This is a genomic window from Sphingomonas sp. Leaf20 (assembly GCF_001421535.1).
Lineage (GTDB): Bacteria > Pseudomonadota > Alphaproteobacteria > Sphingomonadales > Sphingomonadaceae > Sphingomonas.
The window spans coordinates 780522-797851 of sequence record NZ_LMKN01000001.1; the positions used below are offsets into that span (position 1 = coordinate 780522).

6 protein-coding genes are annotated in these 17330 nt (G+C 68.2%); 5 read left to right on the forward strand and 1 reads right to left on the reverse strand.

Annotated features, from left to right (window positions below; genetic code table 11):
• The first annotated feature begins 22 nt into the window (after positions 1–22).
• The 3 genes from ASE72_RS03710 to ASE72_RS03720 all read left to right on the forward strand — a co-directional run bounded on the left by ASE72_RS03710 (position 23) and on the right by ASE72_RS03720 (position 13757).
• The gene (locus tag ASE72_RS03710) at positions 23–10303 is read left to right on the forward strand and encodes a LysM peptidoglycan-binding domain-containing protein (RefSeq protein ID WP_056016803.1); all 10281 of its coding nucleotides are present in this window, start codon (positions 23–25) and stop codon (positions 10301–10303) included.
• Between the two features lie 298 nt (positions 10304–10601).
• Positions 10602–10844, forward strand: a complete 243-nt coding sequence (locus ASE72_RS03715) for a hypothetical protein (protein ID WP_056018863.1) — start codon at positions 10602–10604, stop codon at positions 10842–10844.
• Between the two features lie 300 nt (positions 10845–11144).
• Complete coding sequence (locus ASE72_RS03720) at positions 11145–13757, forward strand: glycoside hydrolase family 3 protein (RefSeq protein WP_056016806.1); 2613 nt, start codon at positions 11145–11147, stop codon at positions 13755–13757.
• A 66-nt stretch (positions 13758–13823) separates the two neighbouring features.
• Here the strand turns inward: ASE72_RS03720 and ASE72_RS03725 are convergent, their stop codons facing one another.
• Positions 13824–15035, reverse strand: a complete 1212-nt coding sequence (locus tag ASE72_RS03725; RefSeq protein ID WP_056016809.1) for a multidrug effflux MFS transporter — start codon at positions 15033–15035, stop codon at positions 13824–13826.
• A 209-nt stretch (positions 15036–15244) separates the two neighbouring features.
• Here ASE72_RS03725 and ASE72_RS03730 point away from each other — a divergent pair, with 209 nt between their 5' ends.
• A complete protein-coding gene (locus tag ASE72_RS03730; RefSeq protein WP_056016812.1) occupies positions 15245–16285 on the forward strand; it encodes a hypothetical protein in 1041 nt (346 codons plus the stop codon).
• Complete coding sequence (locus ASE72_RS03735) at positions 16282–17319, forward strand: glycoside hydrolase family 43 protein (protein ID WP_056016815.1); 1038 nt, start codon at positions 16282–16284, stop codon at positions 17317–17319. Before ASE72_RS03730 ends, ASE72_RS03735 begins: the two co-directional genes overlap by 4 nt.
• Positions 17320–17330 lie beyond the last annotated feature (11 nt).

The following is a 17330-nucleotide window of genomic DNA, read 5'->3' on the forward strand; positions in this document are numbered from 1 at the left end:
GGCGCGTTTGGGGTGACCGCCGATGTCTGAGTTTCCGCTTGGCGCGCTGGCGCTGTCGCTCGCCGCCGCCGCGCCCGAGTTCACGCTCGACAGCGCGACCCTCACGACGGCGCTTGCCGGTGGCGCGACCGTCCCCGAGGGGATCGACACGGATCTCGCCAAGGCATTCCAGACCGCCGGCGGCGGCCCGCTCGTTCTTGGCTACGCGGCCGACGCGATCTCGTCCGTCACCGCGGACGGCTTCAGCGTGACGGGCGTCCAGCTCGACTTCATCGGCGTCGCGGTCCCCGATGCGACGATCATTTTCGGGCTCGATCCCGACCATGCGGCGATCTTGCGCATCACGGTCGAGATCAGCCCGGACGGCTGGACCTGGACCGACCTCACGCCGGCCGCGGCCGGCTGGCCGTTCGACTGCGCGCAGGTCTCCGACGTGTCGTTCACGTTCGATACGATCGACGCGGGCGCGATCCAGACCATGGCGGCCAAGCTGGTCCCGCCGGTACCGCTGGGGCCGGTCGCGGCGCTGATCGCGGGACTGGTCTTGCCCGGCGGCGTCCTGCCACTCGCCGGCGCGCTCGATTTCGCCGCGGTCGACGGCGCGTCCGTCTGTCTTCCAGCGGGACGATTGACCGCGCCACTCATCACGAGCGCGCCGCTGACACTCTTTGGATTCCTGACCGTCGACACGCCGAGGATCCGTCTCATCCTGCCGGCAGCGGGCGCTGTCGCACAAGACCCGCGAGGATCGGCGGCAGCCGACGATCCCGGCACGGCAGCAGCGCCGTCGCTCGACCTGGCCATCGACACCATGGTCGGGGCGACGGGCGAGACCCCGGTCACCTGCGTGCTCAGCGCCACCGTCCCCCCCGATCCCCCGGCGACCGCCACGAGCGTCGACTTCGTGCTCGAAGCGACGGCGGGCGCGGCCCCGCTCAGTCCGGGCGCGATCGCGGGGCTGGTCGGTGGCCGATATTATTTCCAGGACGTACCGGCCGAGCTCCAGGCCTATCTGACCAGCGTCGATCTGATCGACCTTGTGTTCACGGCCCATCTCGATCCGGCGACGCTCATATCGATCGTGGCGACGCTCGGCACGCCGCAGCCGATAGGCTGGAACCCGCTGAACGACAGCACCAACGCGCTGTCGCTGACATTCGACGCGGTATCGCTCGTCTGGACGATCGACGATTCGGGCACGACGCCGACCTCCTCGGCGGTCTTCACCGCCACCGCCGCGCTGCTCCCCGCGATCTTCCCCGGCGTTTTCGGCTTCACGATCAGCACCGATCTGACGTTTCACGCGACGTATCAGGGAAGCGTCACGCTCGGCGGATTGGTCGACGGCCTTTCCGCCGGCCAGATCAGCCTGCCATCGGGGACCGACATCGCGCTGTCCGATGTCGTGTTCGACTATAGCCGAAGCGCAGGCACCTATGCGCTGACCGCCCAGTTGCATGCGGACCTTAATCTCCTCACGATCGCAGGCACGCCGCTGCTCGCCGTCGAAAACGCCTCCTTCGTCCTCGCGGCGAGTCCCCCCGCGCAATCGGGAGCGGGAAATGCCGGCCCCGCGCTGACGATCTACGACGGATCGTTCACGGGCAGTATCGCGATCGGAACCGTCGATGCGGCGGTGACGGTGCAGCATCGAAGCGGCGGCGTCTGGGCCCTGTCGGCGACCTTGGTCGAACCGGTCGCGCTATCGGATCTGGTCGACCAGTTTCTCGGACCGCTCAGCCCTTCGCCGTTTCTGCCGGGTGATATCCTCGTCTCCGCGCTGACCATCGACGCGCAGATCGCGCCCGAGGGCGCGAACGTCGCCACGACCTATACCGTTGCCGGCACGTTCAGCTGGACGCTCACGCTCGGCAGTATCGTCGCCAAGCCTGCCCAGGCGCAGGTCAGTCTGCTCTACGACGCGGGTCGGGATGAGGGCGAACGCTATACGAGCACGGCAACCACGACGGTCGTCGTGCTCGGCGCGAGTGTCGTCATCGCGTACAGCTTCGCCGATGCCAACTCGATGCTGCGGCTCAGCTGGGAAGGCGCCACCGCGACGTACACCGCGGGGGACGACACGCTCATATTCGCCTTCCCGAGCATCAGCATCGGCGGGGCGATCACCGCGCTGATGCGAACGATCCACGAACCCTATGTCACGCTCTCGTCGCCATGGGACCTGCTCGATCAGGTCGCGCTCGACGGGCTCGAGATCGGCTTCGCGCTCGCCAAAGACGCGCCGACAGCGATTTCCGCGACCTACACGCTGCCGAGCGCGATCGATCTGGGGTTCGCCACGATCAGCGGCCTCACCGTCGCAAGGGTTCCCCAAGCGGTCGGCGAACCCCTGATAACGCTGTCGCTCGCGGGCGACTCGCCGTTGCTGTATCTGCCGGGTGTGGATCCGCGTCTGCTGAAACTCTTCGGCCGGCAAGCGAGCGGCCCGGGTCTCGCGGACGCCGCCCCCGCGGGGCAGGACGTGCAGGATCTACCCGGCATAGCCGGCCGCGGGAACGATCTGCTCTCGATCGACCTGTTGATCATGGGACAGCGCGTCGGCGTCACCGGAATGACCGACGCCACCAGCGTCACGCAGGTGATCGGAGCGCTCACCGCCATTCCGAGCAGCGATGGCGATTCCAACCCGGTCGTGCCGGCCGGCGCGACCCCGTCCGCGGTCCAATACGCCCGGTCGAGCGACTGGCTGATCGCGTCGCACATGCAGATGCTCAAGACAGATATCGGCTGGACGGTCGACCTGGGGTTCGTCTTTCACGATTCCGATTTCTACGGGCTGCATCTGGAGATGGCGGGTGGCAAGGCGAAGGCGCTCGCCGGGCTCGCAGTCGACATACTCTACAAGAAAGTGACCGACCGGGTCGGGCTGTACCAGATCGACTGGCGCTTCCCCGATTCTGTCCGCACGCTTGATTTTGGTGCGGTCTCGGTGGTGCTCCCGGACATCGGCGTGCAGATCTACACCAATGGCGATTTCATGATCGACATCGGCTTTCCGCGGAACATGGATTTCAGCCGGTCCTTTGCGTTCTCCGCGATCATCGCGGGGCTCCCCGTGACGGGTGGCGGCGGGGTATATTTCGGCAAGCTGAGCGGCGCCACGTCGACCGTCACGCCGGCGACCACGCTCGGTACGTTCGACCCGGTCATCGCCTTCGGGATCGGTTTCCAGCTCGGGCTGGGCTACAGCTTTACCGCCGGACCGCTCAGCGCGGGCTTCTCGCTCACCGCCGTCGCCATGATCGAGGGCGTGATCGCGTCCTGGCACCCCTATCTGCCGCCCGCGCAGCTCGGAAACAGCGTCCAGCACGACTATTATTTCAAACTGATCGGCACCGTCGGCCTGATCGGACTGCTATATGGATCGGTCGATTTTGCGATCGTCCGGGCATCGCTCAGCATCAACATCACGCTTACGCTGACCATCGCGTATGAGTCCTTCCAGCCGATCACGATTTCGGCAGGCGTATCGGTATCCGTGGCGCTCACGGTGCGGATCGATCTCGGCCTGTTCACGATCAGCTTCGATCTGTCGTTTCACACCGACGTCCATTGCAACTTCATGATCCAGGTCGACGACGGCACCGCGCCCTGGCTGCCGCCGCCTGGCGCGGGGGTCGCCGGACCGACCGATCGCACGCTGATCATGCTGCCGACGCCGACGCCGCGCGGCGAGGCACGGCCCCGCCTGCGTAGCGCGGGCGACGTCGGGCCGGTGCTCGATCTGTATGCGACCGTCGCCTACACGGTCGTGGCGGCCGAGGGGGACACCGACCCGGCCGCGCAGACGGGCGCGTTCGTCGCCGTATTGATGATGGATGCGCCATCGCAGTCGGGCGTGCCGGCGACCAGCGCGACATCGTTCGAGACGCTGTGCGAGAACCTGCTGCCCTGGCTGGTCGGTCATCTCGGCGGCGACGCGGCGCGCCTGACACCCGCCATCCTCCAGGCCTATATGGACAGGCTCGCCGACCTTGCCGATCCACCGCTCGATTTCGACGACTATCTGAGCTTCCTGTCGGGGTTCACGATCACTCTGCACGCGCTGACCGCGGTGAACCAGCGTGCGCTCGATCCCGGATCGGTGCCGGTGCCGCCGATCGACGGATTGATCGCGACGCCGAGCCTCAACGGCACGACCGGGCAGAGCGTCGATTTCTCCCGCTACGTCATCGTTCCACCGGGCTACCGCGATGGCGTCGCGGCGCTGTTCGCAAGCCTTGCCGCCGAGCTCGAAACCGCGGGCGCGCAGGCGCCGTCACGCGTCATCCTGCCGCGGCCGTCGCGGGCGGCGGCAGAGATACCCAGATCGATGGCGGCGATGCTGTTCGTCGACATGATGATGCTGACGGGGCGGCAGCTGTTGCAGGCGGCGTGCAACGCGTTCCGCAGGTTCGACTTCGCGCTCGCGACGGCCGACACGCTTGAGGCCATCCTCGACTGGAGCAGGACGAGCGGTACCGCCGACGGGCTCGGCATCACGGTCGACGATATCGTCCTGCCGAATGCGGCGACACCGCTCGCCGCCGGCGTCCTCCTCGTTCCGGCGGCGGCGTACACGATCCGCAACGGCGACAGCCTCGCGACGATCGCACAGCGTTTCGCGATCGAGGCCGCCGACCTGATCGCCGGCAATCCCGACGCCCGCGTGCTGTCGACCGGGATCGCCATCCCGGTGAACGGCGGGTCCTTTCTCACGCCGCCCGCGATCAGCTTTGCCGAATTGCTGAACGCGCTGGGTCGGATCGAGCCCGCCACCGCCTGGACGCCCGCGCAACTCGCCACCGCGATCGGCACGATGCACGCGCTGATCGCGGGGCAGCAGCTGCACGTGCGGCGCGATCCGCTCGATGCCGGACTGAGCCTTGCGGTGGCGGCCGGCGATACGCTCGCGGCGATCGCGGCGCGCTATGGCACGACCGTTTCGGCGATCGGCGCGGTGCCGGCCAACCAGAGCATCCCGCTGTTCGATGCCGCGACGACGCCCAGCATCCCGCTCGACAACGTCACGCAGGCGAGCAGCGATGCGCTGTGGACAGCCATCTGCGACGACGACCAGCTTGCCACGATTGCCGGAATCGTCACGCGTTTCATGACCGCGGGCGTGCGCTTGCCCGTCACGACCGCGCAGGGCGCGCTATCGCTGTCGGCGGCGTTCACCGCGAACACCAGCCCGCAAGGCGAATATGGCCTTTATCAGCTGACCGGGCAGCAATTTCCGGCGGCGGCGGGCCTGGTGCCCGCCGCGGGCGAGTATAGCCTGACCGTCTCAAGCCTCCCCGGACATCTGACGTTCGTCTCCTTCGATACGCCAGCGGGCAGCGTCGTCGACCTCGTCGATCCGCTGGCTCAGCTCGGTCCGATGCTCGCCTGTGCGCAGGCCGGGGCGTTCGATCCGCCGACCGATTTCCGTATCCTGCCGGCGGTCGCGCGGGCGCCGCGGACCTGGCCGCTCAGCACGGGCGTCGGCTTCGTCGCCGCCGATCCGACGGCGATCGGCCTGCTCACGATCCCTCCGACCGAGCCCCTGCAGCCCGAACGATCGCTGTTGCCGATGCTGTGGCGGGTGCCGCAGACGCTGCTGGCCGACGCGGCGGCGCGCGCGCGGCGGCTGAACGCCGCGGGTGTCCCCTACGCGGCGCAGCTGTCCTATTGCGAGGCGCTCGACCCCGAGGCGCTGACCGTCGATCCGATCAGCAAGGCACCGGTCCAGACCCCGCTCGGCCAATATTGCTGGGCGACGCGGATCGGGTTCAGCGTTCGGCGATTGCCACCGGCCACCGCCGGCGCGGCGTTCGCGAAGACGCGCGGCTTCACCTATGAGGTCATGGCGCCGGACGCGACGCAGGCGTCGCTGCTCGAACAGCTCGTCTCGGCACTGGGGCTGAACGACAGCCACGCCGGCACCGATGCGCTGATATCGGGGTTGTACCTGGCGTACGCGCAGGGCAGCGGCAAGGATGCGCAACTGCTTGCACCCGAAGATCCCGCCGCCCCGGCGTTCTTTAGCCGCACGACGCTGTCGACGCAGGCGAACCCGGCGCCGGCGACAGCAGCGCGCGACGCCGATCCGCCCGCCCCCGCCCCGCCAATCGGCAACATCGCCAATCCCCCGGATCAGGTCGCGCAATTGCTGTGGGAACTCTCGACGGTGCGGTCGGGCGGGTATTTCCTGACTTGGGATCGGCTGCCGGCCTCGGCGTTCGACGCGACGGGCAAGGCGGATCTCGTGCTGCTGTTCTGCTATCCTCGCGGCGGCGCGCTTATCCAGGACCGGCTGACCGCGTTCGTCAACGCGGTGCTGACCAACGATCCGGCAGCCGGGGTGGGCGTGCAGGTCGCGCTCGAGTCGCGCAGCGCGGCGACCCCGGCACAGCCTGTCGCCGACGCCTCGCTGGCGCAGATGGCGGCGCTTTATGGCCTCAGCGTCGGTCGGATCGCCGAGCTGAACGCGACGTTCCCGCTTCTGCCCGGGGTCGCGGTGCAGTTCGGTGGCGTCACGCATCTCGTGACCCCCACCGACGCCGGCACGGCGGACGCGTGGGATGCAATCGCGGCGTCCTATCCCCCGCTCACCGGCACGCAGATATCCGCAGCCAATCCAGGCGTTAGCGCCACCGCGGGCACCGCGCTGTACCTTCCGCCCATCCCCTATGGGACCGTGGCGGGCGACACGCTGGCCTCGCTCGCCGGGCGCTATGGCATCAGCGTCGATGACCTCGCGACGGGGGTGGCGGACGCCGCGATGCTCACCTCGCCGGGCACGGGCGGCGCGACGCTGACGATCGATCCGCAGGCGCTCGACGTGCGCCCGGGCGATTCATCGGGCAACGTCACCTTCGAACTGACCCGGCCGGCACCCGATCCCACCGACATTTCACCCGGAGCGACGCTCGCGCAGCTTTTCACATTGCTCGGGACGGGGCTTGTCGGGAATCGCTATTTTACCGCCAGTCGCGGCGCGCCAATCGGTCCGCAGCCGTTGAACGACCCTATGGATGCGACAGCGACGCGGCGGGCGGCGGAACAGCGGCGCGCCATGGCCGACCCTGTCCTGCGGCGTGCGCTGCTCGTCGCCGCGGCCGATACCGCGCCGCGCTGCTATCGCCAGACATTCGGGCTGCTTTCCAGCGCGCAGACCAATGTCGCGCCGACGGGCGGCGGTGCGGGGCAGCCGCTCGGCGCGGACAGCCCCTATCGCGGCGTCGGCACGCTCGCTCAGCTCGAGCTGGGCTGGCGCGACCTGTTCGGCAACCGGCTGATCGACCAGTTCGCGGCACCGTCGCCCCAGTACAGCGGTGCGGTCAACGGGCAGATCGTACCCCTGCTCTACCGCGACACGCTGATCGGCCCCGCGTCATGGCCCAATTTCGCGCTTCATTATGCCTATGCCGCCGGCGAACTCGCGATCACGCTGTCGTTCTCGACCACTGCCTATCTGGATCCCGACAGCGGACAGGCCGCGGCCGTGCGCGACACCCTGTGCTACACAAAAGTCTGGTATCAGTTGAACCAGGATTACGGCACGAACACCTCGCCCTGGGCGAGCGGCGAGGCGGTCGGGTTCGCGCTGTACACGGATCTGCTGGCGGTGCCCGATCTGGCGCTCAGCGACGCACAGGCGCAGATATTTCGCGATTTCGTCGACCAGACGCTCGCCTATCTTGCAGCCGTACAGGCTGGCCAGGCCGGCACCCCGCCCCTGGCTGCGTGCCTGTCGATCCCGGTCAGCGTCGATGCGGTGGCGCCGGGCAATATCCTGCCGCTGACGATGTCACTCACGCTCTGCCGCCAGGGACTGCTCGTCGATTCCGCGCTGGCGGGTCTCGCGGACGGCGAGCGGGCGTCGATCGACATCCTGCCGATGCCCGACGGCGATGCCGATGCCGGAAGCGGCTATTCGCAGTTCGCCGCGCAGTTCGAGGCGATGTTCGTCGCAGCCGCAGGCGGCTGGTCGCTCAGGGTCGGCACCTCCCCCGCCAGCGGTGCGGCGGCGGATGTCGGCGACCGGCGCACGCAGAGCCTGTGGGCGGTTCGCATGGCCGATGCGCCGCTTTCCGCCACGCCGAGCGGGCTGGGGTTCACGCTCGCCGATCTGCCGCTGTATTACGCGCCGTTGCCGCTCGCGACGCATCTGGTCAGCGACGAATTCGCGCTTTACCCCGCCTATGACGGCACGCAGAATTTCCCGCCCGCCCAGTCGCCGGTGACGCGGAGCTTTACCGGGATCGATCCGAACGTCTGGTTCCAGCTCGTGCTCGACGCCATCGACGCCGCGCTCGCACCCGACCTCGCGGCCGCGCTCTATCTGTTCGACAGGAGCCGGGGGATCGCCGATCCGCTCACCGATGGCGCGCTCGCGCAGCTGCTCCTGATCAAGGCCGCGCTGGCCGGCTCGATCGCCGCGTCGGTCCAGCCGATCTTCGCATCCCCCGGCGCCGACAGTCCCTGGCCGACGCCCGACCCCGCCAGCCGGCAAACCGCATGCGAGACGCTGCGCCAGGCGTTGCTCGACCGTCTCGGGCCGGCGTTTTCGACCACCGCGATCACCGTCTTCCAAGCCGATGCCGTGTCCGGCGGAGCCGTGAATCTGTACGGCAAGCCACGCGCGACACTGGCGGAGACCGCCGTCGCGGGCGCCAATGCGACCTTCGCGCTGTCCACGACGCGGCTGCCGCTCGACCCCACAAGCCCGGCGCGGCTGGGCTTCCTGGTGGATTCACGCAACGTCGCGACGAGCAGCGCCGCCTATTTGTCGCTCGAATTCGAATGGGCCATCACGCATGTCGAGCACGCGATCCGAAGCGTCCCGGGCATTGCCGGCTATACGGACAGCGACTGGATCGCCTTCGTCACGCCGTTCGCCCCGCGCGCCTTCAATCCGGACAGCACCGGCACCGCACAGGCGATCGACGTGCCCGTCGTGCTGCGCGCGCTGCCGCAGCCGCCGACGATGCAGGCCCAGTCGGGCAACGCCACCTATCCAGCGGCGACCACGCCCGACGAACTGGCGCAATGGGATTACCGCGTCGACTTCGCCTATGATCGTGCAGCGCAGGACTCGATCGCGACCGAGATCGATTTCAACATTCCGCCTGACGACGACGTGCAGGCCGACGACGCCGATCCGGCAAGCACGCTCCAGGCGGCGCTTGCCCAGTTCGTCGAGGTCTATCCGGCCGTCCTGCAGGCGATGACCACCGCGCTCGACGCGATCGCGGACGACGGCGCCGCGCCCGCGGCGGCGACCCCGGTGCAATGGTTCATCGCGCTGCTGACGGCGGTGTCGCAGGCGCATGATGCCTGGGCGAGGTCGGTCGTCGCGTTCGATGCGCCGCCATCGCTGCCGCCCGAAACGAAACTGGCATTCGAGATCGAACTGGTCCCGGCAAACCCGACCGATCCCGCGGCGGTCGCGATAAACGGGCTCACGATCAACGGCTACCCGGCAACGCTCGACGCAAATCGCACGACGATCACGGCACCGGGCGCGGGACTCACGCTGCCCGTGCCCGTCATCGAGATCGAGCCCGTCGTCGATGTCGCGAACGTCGCGGGGACCGGGCCCGATCCGTGGACCGCGACGATCACGTCGGTCGCGGGGCAGGACAGCATCCGGTTCGGCTACACGGCCGGGACAACCCCCGTCACGTACCAGCAGGTCGTCGCGGCCGGCACGCGGTCGATCGTCATGCGCGGGCTCAGCATCTTCGGGTATCGAAACGGACAGACCAGCCTGCAGATCCTGCGCAACGCGCATCTCCTGCCCGACAGCGCGCCATCCGCCACGACCAGCGATGCCTTCGTCTTCCGGACCCCCGTCGTGCGGTTTGCAAGCCCGCTCGCGCCCGATCTCAGCTTTGCCAGCCTCGACATGGACGGGCTCCTGCCAATGGGATCGAGCTACCAGGCCAATCTCGAAGCGGTGTCCGCCGGGCTCGCGACCGGCCTAACCGGGACGGTGCCGGTCGAGGCGGCCGCGACGATGACCTATGCATACAGCCTCGTCCCGGGCGCGGGGATGCCGCGAACCGTGGTGCCCATCCTGCTGATGCCGGTGACGTCCGCGGTGATTGCGTCGGGCGCCACCCCCGATTTCGTTGGCCAGGTCGCGGCCGCGGTCGACGGCTGGCGGACGAATCATCAGCCAACCACCGACGGCGGCGCCACGATCGACATGGCGCTCGCGATCTATCCCGCCGGCGACGGCGACCGACAGCCGATCCTGCGCGTCGAGCGGATCCACGTCACCGCGGCCGATACGCCGCCCGCCGAACGCTGAGCACGCGCGCGATCCTCGCGAGACCGTGGAAGGACTTACGATTCGATGCGCCCTCGTCACGTGCACGCGACCGGCTTCGACAGATACGCTGCGTTCGCGGACCGTCATGCGGTCGCCCGCATCAGCAATATCACTGTAAATCTGTACTTTATGGTGCCTGCCTAAAGCTGATCGCGAACGTTTCGAACCCTTTCGCCAGCATTTGCCGCCATGACAGAGACCGAAAATTATTGCTAAATTAAGTCTTTTGCCGAATGACTGCCGCTCGCCAGATATCAACGAGACGGAGTTCTTCATTATGCGTAAGTTCATTACGGCCGCATCGGCCCTTGCTTTCCTCGCACTGCCGGTCGCTGCAAATGCTGCGCCGAACGCCGCGGCAAGCCTGTCGGTCGCAAAGTCGACGCGCGCTGCAACGCCGACCGCGAAGAAGAGCAAGGTTGCCGGTGCCGGCCTCGCGATCGTCGCGGTTGCCGCAGTCGCGGTTGCAGGCGGTTTGTACATGGCGATCGACGGCGGCAACGACTCCGACAGCAACTAAGACTGGTGGGCCGGGGCAACCCCGGCCCATTTTTCTCTATGCGCGGGACGGTGCCCCGCCGATAGATTTCGCAGATCTGCCGACACGGCCGCAGACACGGCCGAATTACGTCGGATGACGAACAGCACGACTCCTCGCATTCTGTCCGGCCGACCGATACGGTCCATCCCCACGCCGCCAGCGACCCCGCTCAGCGCGCTTTCGTACAATCGAGCAAAATCCTTGTCCGCGCCGCGATACGCGCAGTAACAGGGTGGTAACGGTACCGCTCGCGATGGCGTGCCGATCGGGGAGAATGGGATGTCGACGGGGTTTTCAACGCTCACGCTTGCGCTGCTGCTGCAATCCGCGGCCACGGTGCCCCCTCCCCCGACAGCGACGGCGCCGACCGCAGCCCCGGTGCGCGCCACCCCGTCCGCACCCGGCGTCCGGACACCCGCACAGCCCGGCCCGCTCTCGGCGGTCGCGCATCCGGACCTGTGGCCCGCGGTCGCCGCACGCCCGTCGCGCGACCCCGCTGTCGAGGCGCGGATCGATGCGGTGATCAAGCGGATGAGCGTCGCCGACAAGGTCGGGCAGCTGATCCAGGTCGACATCGCCAGCATCACCCCCGACGACCTGCGCACGTACAAGCTCGGCTCGATCCTGAACGGCGGCAATTCGGGGCCCGGCGGGGACGATCTGGCGCCCCCGGCAGCATGGCTGAAGCTCGCCGACGCGTTCTACGACGCGTCGATGGCGCGCAGCGACGCGGGGCCCAGCATCCCGGTGATCTGGGGGACCGATGCGGTCCACGGCAACAACAACATCCCCGGTGCGACGCTGTTTCCGCACAATATCGGGCTCGGCGCGGCGCATGATCGCGACCTGATGCGCGAGATCGGTCATGTCACCGCGATCGAGACCGCGGCGGCCGGGATCGACTGGACCTTCGCCCCGACGCTCGCGGTGGTCCGCGACGACCGCTGGGGCCGGACCTACGAGAGCTATTCCGAGGAGCCCGCGATCCCCGCCGACTATGCGGGCGCGGTGATCGAGGGCGTACAGGGCATCGTCGGGACGAAGAGCTTTCTCGCGCCCGACCATGTGATCGCGACGACGAAGCATTTCCTCGGCGACGGCGGCACCGGTGGTCGCGACCAGGGCGACACGCGCGTGCCCGAGACGGTGCTGCGCGACGTCCATCTCGGCGGCTATCCCGCCGCGATCGAGGCGGGGACTCAGTCGGTGATGGCGAGCTTCTCGAGCTGGAACGGCGCCAAGATGCACGGCAACCAGAGCTTGTTGACGAGCGTGCTGAAGGACCGGATGCGGTTTGACGGCTTCGTCGTCGGCGACTGGAACGGACACGGCCAGGTCGACGGCTGCACCAACGAAAGCTGCGCCGCGGCGATCAACGCCGGGCTCGACATGTTCATGTATTCGGGCGACGCGTGGAAGACGCTGTACGCGAACACGCTGAAGCAGGCGCAGTCGGGCGAGATCCCCGCGGCACGGCTCGACGATGCGGTGCGCCGCATCCTGCGCGTGAAATTCCGGGCGGGCACGTTCGATCGCGGCCGCCCGTCGTCGCGCGCGCTGGCGGGCAAGATGACCCTGATCGGTGCCGCCGACCACCGCGCGATCGCACGCCGCGCGGTGCGGGAATCGCTGGTATTGCTCAAGAACGAGGGCGGGCTACTGCCGCTGAAACCCTCCGCCACGATCCTCGTCGCGGGTGGCGGGGCGGACAATATCCCACAACAGGCGGGCGGCTGGTCGCTGACCTGGCAGGGTACGGGCACGACCAAGGCCAATTTCCCCAATGCGGAGTCGATCTGGTCGGGGATCGACACCGCGGTCAGGGCGGCAGGCGGTACTGCGACGCTGTCGGCGGACGGCAGCTTTACCAAGAAGCCCGATGCGGCGATCGTCGTGTTCGGCGAGGAGCCCTATGCCGAGTTCAAGGGCGATCGCCCGACGCTGGAATACAGCCCCGAGGACAAGTCCGACCTCGCGCTGCTGCGCAAGCTGAAGGCGGCGGGCGTTCCCGTCGTCGCCGTCTTCCTGTCGGGGCGGCCGATGTGGGTGAATGCCGAACTCAACGCGTCGGATGCGTTCGTCGCCGCGTTCCTGCCGGGCAGCGAGGGCGGCGGGGTCGCCGACCTGGTGCTACGCAAGCGCGATGGCACGGTCGCGAACGACTTTCGCGGCAGGCTCAGCTTCTCCTGGCCGCGCCGCCCCGACCAATATGTGCTGAACCGCAGCGATCCCGGGTACGACCCGCTGTTCGCGCTCGGCTATGGCCTGCGCTACGCCAAGCCGGGGTCGGTCCCCAGACTCGACGAGACGCGCCCGGCCGGACTCGCGGCGTCCGCCAACGGCACGGTGTTCGGCAAGGGGCGCGTGCCCGAAGGGTGGTCGCTGACGCTGGTCGAGCCGGGCCAGGCGAAGGTGCGGATGTCGGGCGCGACCGCGACGACGGTGGCCAAGCGGCTGACGGTGACCGCGGTCGATCGCCGCCGGCAGGAGGATGCGCGCCGGTTCAGCTGGACCGGCGGCCCCGCGGCGACGCGGACCGATGCGCGGATCGAGTCGGACCGTCCGCTCGACCTGACGCGCGAGAGCAATGGCGAGCTCAGCCTCGTCGTCGACGTCCGCGTCGATCGTCCCGCCACCGGCGCCGTCAGCCTGGGCATGGCGAGCGGCGACGCCGCGCCCGTCACCGTGCCGATCACGAAGATGCTCGCGGGTGCCAAGCCCGGCGCGTGGCAGCAGGTGATCGTCCCGCTGCAATGTTTCGCCGGTCGCGGCGTCGACATGGCGCACGTCACGGCACCGTTCGTGATCGCAGCCGATGCGACGCTCGACCTCGCGGTGTCCGACGTGAAGATCGACTCCGCCCCCGTCCCGATGACGCGCTGCGGCGACTGACGGGCTTCGACTAACAGGCGGCGGCGGGCGGGGTTGGCTACCCCGCCCGCCGCAAGGGTCTGGCGATCATTCGCCCGCGTCGGGCACCCGGTTGTGCGCGTGGAACAGCTTGCCGCCCTCGACCGCATAGACGACCGCGAGCACGCCCAGCCCGATCAGCAGATACCCGATTGCCAGCGGATAGGTCGTCCCGTTGTACGACTGCCCGATCAGCGACCCGACGATCACCGCGCCGACGCTGGTGATGAAGCCCTGGATCGACGAGGCGGTGCCCGCGATATGCCCGACGGGCTCCATCGCCATCGCACCGAAGTTCGAGCCGCACAGGCCGATGCACGTCATGCTCAGCGCCTGGAATACCATATAGGTCCACAGCGTCTCGATCCCGCCCGCGATCACCGCGATATGCGCCAGCGACAACGCGATCAGCGCGAGCACCGCGGTCTGCGAGATCAGCCGCGTGCCGAGCCGCTCGACCAGCCGGCTGTTGGCGAACGACGCGCAGCCCATCGAGAAGGCGCAGACCGCGAACAGGATCGTGAACCGCGAGCCCGCATGAAATTCGTCGACGAAGATCTGCTGCGCCGACGACACGAACGCGATGATCCCGCCGAACGTCATCGACGCGGCGACCGCATAACCCGCCGAATAGCGGTTGGTCAGCGTCAGCGTGTAGCCGCGCCGGAGTGAGGCGATCGACAGCGGCGTGCGCCGTGCGAGCGTCAGCGTCTCGGGCAGCCGTACGAACGACCAGGCGAGCACGAACGCCGCGAACGCCGCCAGCGCATAGAAGATGAACCGCCACGGCCCGAATGCGAGCAGGATCTGGCCGAGGCTTGGTGCCATGATCGGCACGAGGAAGAAGATCATCTGCGCCACCGACAGCGTCCGCGCCATCTGGCGACCCGAGAAGCGGTCGCGGACGATCGCCACCGCGAGCACGCGCGTCGAGGCCGACATCAGCCCCTGGAGGATGCGCGCACCGATCAGCGCACCGAACGTCTGCGAGCTTGCGGCAAAGGCGCTTGCGGCGACGAAGCCGACCAGCGTGCCGAGCAGGATCGGCTTGCGCCCGAACCGGTCGGCAAGCGGCCCGTAGACGAGCTGTCCGGCGCCGAAGCCGAGCATATAGGCGGTGATGATCCACTGCCGATGGTTCGCGGTGGCGATCCCGAGCTGGTGCCCGATATCCGCGAGCGCGGGCAGCATCAGGTCCACGCCCAGCGCATTGACCGCCATGAGCGCGGCCACGAACGCGACGAATTCGCGCTGCGGCATCGCGGGGGCAGGAATCGAGCGGGCAGCAACTGTATCGGTCATCGCCGCGACCTAGGGTGCCCGACGCGCGAACGCCACCGCTGATCCGTCTTGTCCCTTCGCGCGCAACGCCAGCGCGCCCCGCGTCGCGCGCCCATCCCTGCCCCGCTTCGCGATGGACAGCGACAATTTGTCTTATCTATAGTATCCGTGCCTGGAGGGAGAGTGATATGAGGCGGATATCGTCCATCGTCATAGGTGCGCTTGCGGCATCGGCCGGGGTGTTTGCCGGGACGGGCAGCGCACAGGTCGCACCGGGCGGGCCGGTCACCCCCTATGTCGATCCCGCAAAGGCCTATCTGTTCGCGCACATGACGAAGGAACAGTACGGCGTCCTGTATTATTCGGTCAGCCTCGATGGCCTGCACTGGCGCCGCATCAATGCGGGGCGGCCGGTATCGGCGGACTATCACGGCCATGCCTCGATCGCGCGCGGCGGTGATGGCCGCTATTATCTGGTCGGCAACACGGGCGACGACGACCCGCTGATCCGCTTCTGGGTCTCGGACGACCTGATCCGCTGGACGTCCTTCGGCACCTATCGACCTGCGCTGAAGACGATTGCCGGTCACCCGCACGCGCTGCAACGCATCGGCGCGCCCAAGCTGTTCTACGATACGCCATCGGGGCAGTTCCTGCTGACATGGCATACGCCGAACCTCGACGGCTCGCCGCAGGATCCGGAACGCTATTGGGGAAGCCAGCGCACGCTGTATGTCCAGTCGAAGGACCTCCGGACCTTCGCCGCGCCGCCGCGTCGCCTGTTCGCATGGGACATGGCGACGATCGACACGATCGTTCAGCCCAACGGCACCGGCGGCTATTGCGCGATCGTCAAGGACGAGCGCTATCCCTCGACCGCGTGGACGACGGGCAAGACCGTGCGGATCAGCTGCGCCGCCGCGCTGCTCGGCCCCTATCCCGCGCCGGCTCCGCCGGTCAGTCCCAATTTCCGCGAGGCCCCGACGATCGTCCGCGCGCCGAACGGTACCGACTGGCTGCTCTATTACGAGCAATATGCCGGCACGAGCTACGGGCTGTCCACCGCGCCGCGCCTCGAAGGGCCATGGTATCAGGTCTCGGGCAACAGCGGCGTACCCGAATGGAACCGCTACGAAATGCCCGCGGGAACGCGCCACGGCTCGATGATCGGCATTTCGCGCGCGCAATATGACGCGATCCTCGCCGCCTTTCCCGGAGACAGCCAATGATCGCACAACGCCTTGCCCGTGCGGCACTGGCCGCCGCCGCGATCGCCGGCGCGGCGGGCGCCCTGCCCGCGACCCCGGCGCGCGTACGGGCACCGGCCGCGCGTACGTTCGCCAATCCGCTGCTCGCCTCGGGTGCGGACCCGTGGATCGTCCGCGAGGGTTCGACCTATTACTACATGAACACGCTCGGCAACCGGCTCGCGATCCGCAAGACCACCGATCTCGCGCGGCTCGCCGACGCGCCCGAGGTGACGGTCTGGACGCCCCCGGCTACCGGTCCGAACGCGCAATCGATCTGGGCGCCCGAACTCCACCGTATCGATGGTCGCTGGTACATCTATTATACCGCCGCCGAGGACGGGCATGACGACGACGCGCATCGCGGGATCTTCGTCCTCGAGAATGCCGCTGCCGATCCGACCCACGGACGCTGGACCGATCGCGGCCGGTTGCAGACCGAGCATAGCGGGATCGACGGCACGACCTTTGCCCATGCGGGCAAGCGGTATTTCGTCTATTCGCCCTATGTCGGCGCCGACAGCGTGCTCGCGATCGTCGCAATGGCCAACCCCTGGACGCTGGCAGGCCGCGAGACGATCATCGCCCGCCCCGACCGCGCCTGGGAACGCCAGGGCGGACGACAGATTCTCGAGGGCCCCGAATTCCTGCTCGGTCCGCAGGGCGGCCTGTTCCTGACCTATTCCGCAAGCGCGTGCTGGTCGGACGACTATGCGATCGGCCTGCTCAGCGCGCGCGCGGGCAGCGATCCACTCGACGCGACCGCCTGGACCAAGTCGCCACGCCCCGTCGTCGCGAAGGCGCCCGACCAGAATGTCTACGCCCCCGGGCATAACGGATTCTTCACGTCGCCCGGCGGTCGCGAAACCTGGATTGTCTATCACGCCAATCCGGGCCCCGACATGAAGTGCACCGCGAAGCGTTCGCCGCGTATTCAGCGCGTGACATGGAGCACCGACGGACGCCCGGTCTTCGCGGCGCCGGTCGGGTCGGGGACGCGGCTGCCCGCACCCTGACTACCCGCGCC